Annotated in this window: 11 protein-coding genes; 5 read left to right on the top strand and 6 right to left on the bottom strand. The window is 31.3% G+C overall.

Going from position 1 to position 11223, the window contains the following annotated elements:
• Positions 1-106: 106 nt before the first annotated feature.
• Positions 107-970 carry a DUF1002 domain-containing protein gene (locus tag JOD41_RS05635; protein ID WP_205051950.1) on the top strand — a complete coding sequence of 288 codons (864 nt, stop codon included), beginning with the start codon at positions 107-109 and terminating at the stop codon, positions 968-970.
• A gap of 112 nt (positions 971-1082) precedes the next feature.
• Here JOD41_RS05635 and JOD41_RS05630 read toward each other — a convergent pair whose 3' ends face one another.
• A complete protein-coding gene (locus JOD41_RS05630) occupies positions 1083-1601 on the bottom strand; it encodes a nitroreductase family protein (RefSeq protein ID WP_205051949.1) in 519 nt (172 codons plus the stop codon).
• Positions 1602-2077: 476 nt separating this feature from the next.
• On the opposite strand from JOD41_RS05630, the gene JOD41_RS05625 reads away from it, so the two are divergent.
• Positions 2078-2740, top strand: coding sequence for an S-layer homology domain-containing protein (locus JOD41_RS05625; protein ID WP_205051948.1), 663 nt, complete (start codon positions 2078-2080; stop codon positions 2738-2740).
• A gap of 68 nt (positions 2741-2808) precedes the next feature.
• Here the strand turns inward: JOD41_RS05625 and JOD41_RS05620 are convergent, their stop codons facing one another.
• From JOD41_RS05620 to JOD41_RS05600, 5 genes are all read right to left on the bottom strand, one after another.
• Positions 2809-4248: a bifunctional metallophosphatase/5'-nucleotidase gene (locus JOD41_RS05620; protein WP_205051947.1), complete on the bottom strand. Its 1440-nt coding sequence runs from the start codon at positions 4246-4248 to the stop codon at positions 2809-2811.
• Positions 4245-5057, bottom strand: coding sequence for a phosphonate ABC transporter, permease protein PhnE (gene phnE, locus JOD41_RS05615; protein WP_205051946.1), 813 nt, complete (start codon positions 5055-5057; stop codon positions 4245-4247). Before phnE (JOD41_RS05615) ends, JOD41_RS05620 begins: the two co-directional genes overlap by 4 nt.
• Before the next feature lies 1 nt (position 5058).
• Positions 5059-5880, bottom strand: a complete 822-nt coding sequence (gene phnE / locus JOD41_RS05610; protein ID WP_205051945.1) for a phosphonate ABC transporter, permease protein PhnE — start codon at positions 5878-5880, stop codon at positions 5059-5061.
• Complete coding sequence (gene phnC, locus JOD41_RS05605) at positions 5877-6641, bottom strand: phosphonate ABC transporter ATP-binding protein (RefSeq protein WP_205051944.1); 765 nt, start codon at positions 6639-6641, stop codon at positions 5877-5879. The genes phnE (JOD41_RS05610) and phnC overlap by 4 nt, the downstream gene beginning before the upstream one ends.
• A gap of 82 nt (positions 6642-6723) precedes the next feature.
• Positions 6724-7764: a phosphate/phosphite/phosphonate ABC transporter substrate-binding protein gene (locus JOD41_RS05600; RefSeq protein ID WP_205051943.1), complete on the bottom strand. Its 1041-nt coding sequence runs from the start codon at positions 7762-7764 to the stop codon at positions 6724-6726.
• 176 nt (positions 7765-7940) lie between these two features.
• Between JOD41_RS05600 and rlmD the strand changes: the two genes are divergently transcribed.
• From rlmD to JOD41_RS05585, 3 genes are all read left to right on the top strand, one after another.
• Positions 7941-9269, top strand: coding sequence for a 23S rRNA (uracil(1939)-C(5))-methyltransferase RlmD (gene rlmD / locus JOD41_RS05595; protein WP_205051942.1), 1329 nt, complete (start codon positions 7941-7943; stop codon positions 9267-9269).
• Between the two features lie 497 nt (positions 9270-9766).
• Positions 9767-10354, top strand: coding sequence for a type IV toxin-antitoxin system AbiEi family antitoxin domain-containing protein (locus JOD41_RS05590; protein WP_205051941.1), 588 nt, complete (start codon positions 9767-9769; stop codon positions 10352-10354).
• Positions 10351-11193 (top strand): nucleotidyl transferase AbiEii/AbiGii toxin family protein, encoded by an 843-nt coding sequence (locus JOD41_RS05585; RefSeq protein WP_205051940.1) that lies wholly within the window; start codon positions 10351-10353, stop codon positions 11191-11193. Before JOD41_RS05590 ends, JOD41_RS05585 begins: the two co-directional genes overlap by 4 nt.
• Positions 11194-11223: the final 30 nt, after the last annotated feature.

Raw genomic sequence — 11223 nt, 5'->3', positions numbered from 1 at the left:
AGCCAGCTTGGCTCTTTTTTACTTAGCTTTTGTGAAAAGTAAATTTCACAAAGTTTTAAAAAATTAAACATATACTTATGTTAAGATGTAAAAAATGGAGGAGATTATGAAAATTAAAAATAAAATTATGACCCTAGGTCTATCACTTATATTATTACCAAGTGCAGTTTTTGCCAGCGCTGGAGATGAAATAGTAACTCTTGGTGCTGATTTAAATGAATCACAAAAAAATGAAATGCTTCGTGAAATGAAGGCAGATGAAAATGCAAAAATCATAGAAGTAACAAATAAAGAAGAATATAAATATTTGGGAGATGTACTTTCAGCAAAGGAAATAGGAAATAAAGCAATTTCTTCAGCCATAGTAAAATATAAAAAAGAAGGCAGCGGAATAAATATAGAGCTTTCAGATAATATTCGCGTAGTAAGTGAAGAAGCCTTTTTAAATGCACTTAACACAGTAGGTATTGAAGATGCAGACATTTATGTAACTGCACCTGGAAAAGTAAGTGGGACAGCAGCCTTAACAGGAATTTTAAAATCCTATGAAGAAAATACAGGAAAAAAATTACCAGAAGATTTGAAAAAAGTTGCCAATGAAGAATTAGTTGTGCAAACAAAACTTTCTGAAGAACTTGGTGACGAAAAGACAAATGACATAATTTATGAAATAAAAGATGCCATGGCAAAAAATATGCCTAAAGATGAAAAAGAAGTTAGATATATAATAGAAAGCGTAACAAATAATTACAATATAAATTTAACAAAAAACCAAGAAGACAAGTTGGTAAGCCTCTTTGACAACATGAAAAATGCAGATGTAGATTGGAATAGAGTAGCAGACACGGCCGTAAAATATAAGGACAAAGCCTCAAAATTTTTAAACTCTCCTGAAGGAGAAAAAGCTGTAGAAAACACAAAGAGCTTTTTAGAAAAATTTATAGATTTTATAGTTTCACTTTTCAAATAATTTAAGAGATTAAAAGATTCACCTTAGGGTGAATTTTTTTATTATAATTTATTTTCCCAATAAAAAAATCCGGCGAACCGGATTTAATTATTTTACATGATAATAAAATTTTTTAGAACTTATTGTAGTGGACTTTTGAGGATATATCAAATTCTTCATGATCCTTTGTGCCTGATTTTTTGTAGCCAATAGGTATCAAACATTGTGCCCTATATGGTTTTTTCACGCCAAAGTTTTCTTGGAAGTATTCCTCATAGGAAATTTTTCCAGCAGTTTTTCCTTCTTTTACATTTATCCATGAAGATGATAGTCCTTCTTCTTCAAGTAGAAGTTGTAAATAGGCTGCTGTAAGTGATGCTTCTTCCACCCAAGTTTTGCAAATGTCAGTGTTTGCAATTACTATTACAATCATTGGTGCGTCTTTTAAATATAAAGTTGCAAAGGAATCCATATTTGAAAGTTCTTCAATTTTATTTTTGTCATCTACTATTATAAATTCAACGGGATGAGAATTGCCATTTGATGGTCCCATTGATGCGTACATTAAAAGTTCTTCAATTTTTTCTCTGTCAACTTCTTTATCTTTATATTTTCTAACTGTTCTTCTTTTTAAAATTATATCTTTTAACAAAATATCACCTCAAATACATTCTACCACAAATTATAGATAAAGTAAGCTGTGCAAATATATTCATAATTTTTTTAAAAATTAATTTATTTTCCTAACAAACCATGGATTTAAGCGATTTATAAAAAAATAATAATTTTTGAAAATATTTTCATAAAGGCTTGACAAAAATAATTTACTACAGTACAATATAGGAGAAGTGAAAACTTCATCATCTTTTTTCTTCCCTTAGAGAACAGTTATAACATTACATAATCTGTTCTCTTTTTATTTGCGCAAATTTACATCTTAAATTTTTAATTTATTTCACTATTATTACACTTAGAATACTTAAAAATCTTCAAAAGACACTATATAAAGTATGAAAAGGATTTTTATTTCATTAATATTACAATATATATTCTTTGTAACATAAACTTAAAATAGAATCTGTTTCAAAACTTTCTTATTAAGTTATAATGATATTGAAGGTGATAAAAATGAAGATTTTGAAAAAGACTTCATTGATCATTATCTCCGCAGCATTGATTTTAACAAGCACTGTATCTGCGAAATCTTTTAGGGACACGAGAGGTCATTGGGCAGAACCGTCTATCGATTTTGTTACAGACAAGGGTTTAATGTCTGGATATCGTGATAACACTTTTAGACCTAATGAAAATATGACAAGGGTGGAATTTTATTCAACTATAAATAATTTAGCTGGATATGATAAAACTTACACTGTTACATTTTCTGATGTAAATACTTCTGACTGGTATTATAGTGAGGTAGCTAAAGGAATAAAGGCAGGATACATTAGACCAACTACGGGAAAGTTAAATCCAGAGAGGGAAATTACAAGAGAAGAGGTTGCAGAAATCCTTGGTTATGTTTATTCTCTAGTACCAAAGGTAAGTGCAACTGATGAATTTGGCGACAAAAATAAGATTAGTGAATCGGCTAGAGGTTATGTAGGCGCCTTAGTCGGTGCAGGAATACTAAGAGGTTACTCTGATGGAAATTTCTATCCAGCAAGATCAATTAGGAGATCAGAAGCGGCTTCGCTTTTTAGGTCGATGATTTCTAATTACAACTATCCACAAAAAAAGGCTCTAAATAATAGTAAAATTAGATTTGGAAGCAGGAATCTCTACGAATAAGGCAGGAAACTGTCTTATTTTTTTGTCTAAATAAAAAAATAAGAGAATTTAATCTCTTATTTTAATGCTTATAAATTTCTAAAATAATCTAATAATATTTCTGATATTTCTCTATCGTAATTTTTTAGGACTTTGAGATTTTTATACATATCAAAACCTCCTGCTCCTGTCGCTCTATAATTATTCATGACAAGAGAAAATTTGTCATCATCTTTTATTTCTTTTCCCTTAAAATAAATTTTTCCAATTCTTTTTCCGATTTCTTTTTTTAAGTCAAGCTTATAATCTATTCCATAAAAGAAATCGAAATTGTAATGCTCTTCTTTTGGCTCTAAAAATCTTTTTGCTATTTTATAAGTCCCATCATATTCTATATAGCTGTAATTCTTCTCAAGGGCATCTCTTAAAGTTTTTCCATCAATTTCAAGAACTAGGGCTGTATTTGGAAATCTGTAAGTGTTTAGGACATCTCTAGTTGTTAGATTTTTTTTGAGACCAGATATTACATTGGCAAAGGAAGTTATTGAAATGTCAGCTCCTGTGTATTTAAGCTGAATTTTATTTATTAAGTCTGCAAGATCTGACCCTTCTGTTGCCATTTTTATTTTGTCATCAGGAAGATAGTCACGACTTAGTCTTGCTATTGGCTCGTCTAAGTAGTCTTGCACTTTTTCTTCAACAGCTTTATATTTTTCTTCCAAGGGATTTTTCTTGAGCCTTGGCTCTATAAAAGAGACAGAAATATTTTTATTTTCTGTGTCTAAATTTATTAAGGCAGCCTTACTTCCATTAGCTGGACTTTCTATTGCCCTGGTATTTTTAATTTTTCCAGAGAGTTCCATGTGCTGGTGTCCTGCAAGGATTAAGTCATATTGAAGCTCACTTGCAATTTTTCCACCCACATTTTCATTGGTATCTGAAAGTTTTTCCCCAGTTTTCAAATCTATTTCGTAGCCACCGTGATAAATTAAAATGTTAAAATCAGTTTTTTCTTCCTTTAATTTTTCTAAAACTTCACTTGCAGATGTAAAAGCATCTTTTATTTCAAAATTTTCTAAATTTTCTTCTTTTTCCCAAAGATTTACCCAGTCTGTTACAATTCCAGCAATTCCAATTTTATAGCCATTAATTTCTTTTATGGCGTAAGGAGAAAATTTTATGCCAGAAGTTTTGTCAGTGACGTTGGCACAAAGTAATTTCCCCTTCATATTTTCTACATAGCTTTTTAAATAATCGTAGCCGTAATTAAAGTCGTGATTGCCAAGAGTGTAGTAGTCTACATTTTGCATAATGTCTGCAATAATATCTGAGTTCAAAAATTCTTTTACATAATAGGCAAAGGAAGAACCCTGGAGGGTGTCGCCACCATCTGTTAAAATTGTAAGATCATCTTTTTTTATATTGTTTAAAAGAGAGAGATAGCCAGTAGCCTTTCTCTCTCTATCTAAATAATCTGTTGGGAAAAAATATCCATGTAAATCAGATGTGTGAATTACTTTTATTTTCATTTTTCACCTACTAACTTTGCTCTAATCTTTGTTGAGAAAAATTCTATAAATAATACTAGAATTATAAGTCCCAAGAGGATTGCTCCAACTTCTTGCCACTTATAGGAATTTATGGCAAACATAAGAGGAGATCCAATACCACCTGCTCCAACTAGTCCAAGAACTGCTGCGTCTCTTAAATTTATGTCAAAACGATAAATTGTTGTAGATGCAAAGTTTGCCCAAAGCTGTGGAATTATTCCAAAGCGTATTTTTTGAAAAGTTGTGGCGCCTATTGATGAGAAAGACTCCAAAATTGACTTATTTAAATTCATGATGTTATCTGAAAATAGTTTTGTCAGCATACCAATAGATGTAAAGCTCATGGTCATAAGTCCTGCAAAGGGACCAGGTCCTGTTACTCTTATAAACATAAGTCCATAAACTATTGACGGGATTGTTCTTATTAGGATTATAAGAAGTCTAACAAGGTAAGCTATAGGTGAAGCCACAATATTTGATGAGGCTAAAAAGCTAAGTGGTATTGCAATTATTGAGCCAACAAGAGTTCCCAAAAAGGCAATACAAATTGTTTCAAGAAGAAGGTAAGGCACGCCTTTTTTTGTCAAATTAAAGAGCATTTCTCTTTTGGGATTTAAAATTCCCTTTATAATATTTTTTGCAACGTCCATGCCTTCTTTTGTTGCCGATTCAAAATTTATTACTGTTGAAGACCAAATAATCATAAATAAAATTATGGCGATTATCATTAAAATGTAGCCATGATTTTTTGGTTCTTTTTTTAGTTTTTCTATTACTTTTTCTGACATATTAATTCAACTTTCTTCTAAAGTAGGAGCTGATATTTTCTATTATAAAAACTGTTATTAGTAGCATCAATAATATCATACCTACGCGGTTATAATCTCTCCAGTTAATGTTTTCGTTAATAAGTAGACCTAGTCCACCTGCACCGACATAGCCCAAGATAGCAGCGTATCTTACATTACCTTCAAAGTTATAAAGGGCAGTTGATAGGTAGAAGGGTAAAATTTCTGGCACAATGGATTTAAAAAATGCCATTGTCCTTGTAAAGCCCATAGAAATCATTGCCTCAAAGGCTCCCATATTAACTGTTTCGATTTGTTCGTAAGTTAATTTTCCAACATAAGAGAAGGAAAAAATAAAAATTGCAACTGTACCTGCAAAGGCACCAAGTCCAAAAATGTAAGTGGCAATTAGGGCCGATACAAGAGTTGGAATTGTACGAAGAATGGAAAATAATAATTTTATAATCCAGTTAATAATTTTACTTTTAACCATATTGTGTGATGCTAAAAAAGCAAAGGGAACAGCTACCACTGCACCGAGAAAAGATCCCAAGAATGACATTTTTATTGTGTCAAGTAGTGGACCCACAACTGAAGAAAAGTAGGAAAAGTTTGGTTTAAACATTGGATTTAATATTGCTAGTAGTTTGTGAGAATTTTTCACAAGTGTATTTAATGAAAAGCCAGTAATCTTTACTGAAAGTGCAGTAAATAATAGCAAAGCAATTATTATTGGAAGAGTAAAACCAGGGTATTCATAAATTTCTTTTCCCGATTCTGTTATATATTTTTTTGGTTTAAAAATTTTGTAGTAGAGGTTCATATTTCCTCCATTTTTAATTCTTCAAAGGAATCTCCGTAAATAGATTTTAAAACTTTATCGTCAACATCTTTGGCAGGTCCATAATAAATTACTTCTCCATCACGAACACCAAGGACCTTTGTGGCATATTCAAGAGCAAGCTCAACATGGTGAATATTTAAAAGAATTGTTATGCCAAGACTTTGGTTAATCTTTTTAAAATAATCCATAACTTGTCTTGCTGTAACTGGGTCAAGGCTGGCAACAGGTTCGTCTGCCAAGATAATGCTTGGATTTTGCACAAGAGTTCTTGCTAGGGCAACTCTTTGCTGTTGTCCTCCAGATAAATTATCTGCCCTTTCAAAGGCCTTATCCAAAATGTCAACTTGTTCAAGGGCTTCAAGGGCCTTTAACTTGCACTCTCTTGGATAGATACCAAGAATTGATTGGATGGGATTTAAATCAGGCACAAAGGAAGACATAACATTTTTTATTACAGAAATTCTCTCAACTAAATTAAAAGATTGAAAAATCATGCCAATATTTCTTCTGAATTTTCTTAGTTCCTTGCCCTTTAAATTTTTCACATCAACTCCATCTACAGTTAAAGTACCAGCATTTATATCGTGCATTTTATTTATAGTTCTTATGAGAGTGGATTTACCTGCACCAGATCTCCCGATAATAGCGACAAATTCTCCATCTTCAATAGTGAGATTAATATCTTTTAGGGCCTTAAATCCACCTGGATATACTTTATCTACATTTTTAAATTCAATCATAATACTCCTTATAAAAAAGAGCTTCTATTGAAGCTCCTTCTTAATTTTTTTCTATAAAACTTTTTATTTTGCCAAAAGTTTATTAGTTTTTAAGTTCTTTTAAAAGTTTTTGTGCTTCTCTTTCGCCATCATAATCAGAATCTTTTGCAACTTGATAACCTTCGTGGCTATAAATTGAAATGATTTTTTTACCTTCATCAGTTTGTGCTATTTCCATGAAAGAATCTGAAAGAGCTTTTTTAAAATCGTCAGTCATAATTTCTGAGTTTTTAGAAACAGAAATTGTATCATTAAAGATTTTATCAGTAACGCCAATTACATTAGTTTCATCCCAGATTGATTGAGTTTTTCCAAATTCACTTTGCCATTTATCTGCATTGTCCATTCTAACATCTGCAAATCCAACCATAACATCAACTTGACCAGAAGCAAGTCTTGCCATAGAAGATGGATAAGAATCGGCTTGAACAAGTGAAGGGAGATCAGTTAGACCTTTTTCATAATTTTTTTGTAACCAAAGATATGGATAAATATAACCTGCTGGAGAAGATGAACTCATTACAGACCATTTAGCACTTGAAAGATCTTCCCAAGTTAATTTTTCACCCTTATTTACTTTTGCTGCAAGTTCTTTACCCTTTTCAGAAGGACCAGCAATTATTAAAGCTCTGTAGAAATTAACTTGATCATCAATTTGTTCAGTAGGTTTTTTGTCATTCCAATCTTTTGCATTATCAGATTCAACAGAAAGACCCTTTCTAGTTGCAGTAAGAATAACTTCAGCGCCATCATCATAAATTGCATAAGTTCCGCCAGGGATAAATCCAACATCAACACTACCTGCACTTAAAGCTTCGCCAGTAGCTTCGTAATTTGTACCAACTGTAATGTCAATATTTTTTACGTCGTAACCTTTTTCAGCAAGCTTAGCTTTTAAGATTTCTTTTAAAGGTTCAGTTTGTGTGACAATTTCTTCAGGTTCCCTAGATGGAACAAATTGAATTTTTAAAGTTTCAATTGCATTTTTTTCTCCTTCTGCCTTTGCCTCTTCTTTTTTGTTACCGCCACAAGCAGTAAGAGTCATAAGCATTGCAAGAAGTAATACTAACCATGTTTTTTTCATATAATACCTCCAAAATTTATAGGGACCTCCCTATTAAATAAAGTTTTATCAATTTAATTATACCAAAAAAAGCAAAAATTAAAATTAAAGTAAGGTAAAAAATAAAAATAAGAAGAATATATTATCAATTTATTAAATAGTAAGTATTTGATATAATTTTTTTAAGGAGTGAAGACATGAGTACAATTGTTAAAATAGATGAAGCAAAATTTCCAAACCTATCTAGAGGAAAATTTGAAGATAGAAAATATGAATTTAAGGGTGGCATTATTGGTCAAACAGTAGAAATAAAGGCGAGAGGAAGAAGATCTAAGAAGGCAAAACTATTAAAGGTAATAGAAAGATCAAGTCTTGAAAAGGGAAATCCCTGCCCTCACTTTGAAAAGTGTGGCGGCTGCACTTACCAAACTTTAACTTATGAAGATGAACTTAAATATAAAAAAGAATTAATAGAAAAATTATTTAAAGAAAATGGAATTGAAAGAGAACTTAAAATAATTCCATCACCAGTCCACAAATTTTATAGAAATAAAATGGAGTACACCTTTGGCGACGAATACAAGGATGGGCCACTTGCCCTTGGACTTCATGTAAAAAATAGATTTCACGAAATAGTAAATACCAGTGAATGTAATATTGTAGATGTCGACTTTAATAAAATTAGAAGTGAAGTCCGAAATTATTTCGAAAAAATTGGAGAAAAACATTACAACAGAAAGACTCATGAAGGATTTTTGCGTCATCTTTTAATAAGAAAGGCGACAAAAACTTCTGAGATTATGGTTTTGCTTGCAACATCCACTCAAAGTGAACTTGATAGAGATGCCTTTATAAAATTTCTTTTGGATTTAGACCTTGAAGGTCAAATCCTTAGTATTTTTCATGTAAAAAATGATGCCCTATCAGATGCAATTGTGCCAGAAGAAATAAATTTGATCTACGGCAAGGACCACATAGAAGAAGAAGTCCTTGGACTCAAATTTAAAATAAGTCCCTTCTCATTTTTTCAAACAAACACGAGATCGGCTGAAGTTCTATATAAAATGGCGAGAGAAAAAATTGACGCAAAAGATAAACTAGTTTTTGACCTCTATTCAGGAACGGGAACAATAAGTCAGGTCTTGGCAGCATCAGCAAAAAAAGTCATTGGAGTAGAAATAGTAGAAGAAGCAGTCAAGGCGGCAAGAGAAAATGCTAAGCTTAACGGGATTGACAACGTTGAGTTTATAGCATCAGACGTCTTAAAAGTCTTAGATGACCTAGACAATAATCCAGACCTAATAGTTCTAGATCCACCGAGAGAGGGAATAAATCCAAAAGCAATCGAAAAAATAATAGACTTTGATCCGGAAAAATTTCTATATATATCCTGTAACCCCGTAACCCTTGTCCGTGACCTCGGAGTCTTTAAAGAAAGAGGCTATGAAATAGAAGAAGTAGAAATAGTCGACCAATTCCCAAAAACATCTCATGTGGAAGCTATAGCGTTGATACAAAAGATGTAAATTTAGAAATCCTGCATTTTAAGCAGTTTTATAAGCATTTTGTCTTCGATAAAGATGAAGAAGGATACGTCAAAAAGACTCAAAAAAACTACATGAACGTAAGAGTAGTTTTGCAACTGGTATGAGGAAACACAAAAAAATATAATTAACTCATTTTGTACTTTCTACAAGAGTAGCTTAAAAGGCTGCTCTTTTTTTCTAAGAAGTGAGTGTATATAAATTTTAAATATAACTAATAATACAAAATCTGATCTCTGAAATCAGAAGTCCAGACTTCCGAAAATCGGAATTTAAGAACTACGAATAACAGATTTCTAGAATTCGAAAATCGGAGAGTAACTATAATAATATTAGTAATATTGAGTTAAGAAAGAATAATTTTAGAAAGGGAGTAAGGATTCGTTACATCCTTTTCAAAATATGAAACATTCACAAGCCGACTTTACATATTCGCTTTTATAACATATAATAAAAGCGTAAACGAGAGGAGGCAGACTATGGATACGCTTAAAGAATATATACAAGAAAATTTAGTAATCACCAACAAAGAAGCAGAAGAACTTGGATATAGTAGGCATAATTTATCTGAATTAACAAAAATCGGACAATTAGAAAGATTAAGACCAGGTCTATATCAATTAAAAGGAAAAGTAATAGACGATTTTGTTTTAATATCATCAAATAGCAATCGAATTATATTTTCCCATCAAACAGCCCTATACCTCCACGACCTATCCGATAGGACTCCAAATGTATTTCATATATCTGTACCCCAAGGCTACAATGCCAGCCATATCAAAAAAAGATATGAGGATCTACAAGTTCACTATGTAAAAAAAGATTTATACGAACTAGGAAAGACAGAAATAAAATCACCGCAAGGCAATCTCATACCAGTTTATGATATTGAAAGAACGGTTTGCGATATCATAATTGACAGAGAAAAAATAGATAAGCAAATTTTCACAGAAGCAATAAAAAGATACTTTAAATCACAAAATAAAAACCTAAGACGATTAATAAAATACGGTAGATTATTTAAAATAGAAGATGAAATTAGAAAATATATGGAGGTATTATCGTGATTAATATAGAGAGTATAAAGGGCAAGATAAGAAGTTTAGCAGAGAAGAAAAATCTAAAGTCACAAGAAGTTCTGCAAATATATTTTTTTGAAAGATTTTTAGAAAGGCTATCTAAATCAAAGTACAAAAACAATTTTGTAATAAAGGGAGGATTCTTAATATCATCTTTAATCGGGATTGAAAATAGAACAACTATGGACATGGACACAACCATAAAAGGCATACCCCTAAAAGAAGAAAAAATAAAAGAAATCGTAGATGAAATTATAAATATAGATGTCGATGATGGAATAAAATTTGAAATAAAAGACATCTCTTATATTAGAGAAGAGGATGAGTACGAGAACTTTAGAATTTCACTAATAGCAAATGTTGGAAAAACTAAAAACCCAATGAAACTTGATCTAACAACAGGAGATGCAATAACACCAAGAGAAATAGAATACACCTATCCATGTATCTTTAGCAAAGAAAATATAAAAATAATGGCATATCCATTAGAAACAATTTTAGCTGAAAAATTTGAAACTATAATTAGAAGAAATATAACAACAACACGAATGAGAGACTTTTACGACCTATACACCCTCTACAAACTAAAGAAAGACGAGATAAAATATGAAATTTTAAAAGAAGCAATAGAAAGAACCTCAAAGAAAAGAGGAAGTCAGGAGATAATGAAAGACTCTGAGGAAATAATCGAGGACATAAAAAATGATTCATATCTAAGATCCTTGTGGGATGTATATCTCAGTGAAAATAAGTATATTGGAGATTTGACCTTTGATAAGGTTGTTGATGTAGTTATAATTTTATCAAATAGGATTAATGAGTCGTAATTTAACAGACAATGTCTGTAATATTATAGG

Source organism: Peptoniphilus gorbachii (assembly GCF_016908115.1).
Lineage (GTDB): Bacteria > Bacillota > Clostridia > Tissierellales > Peptoniphilaceae > Peptoniphilus_A > Peptoniphilus_A gorbachii.
The sequence above is the reverse complement of the archived record's forward strand: the minus strand, read 5'-3'. Positions and strand labels throughout refer to the sequence as shown.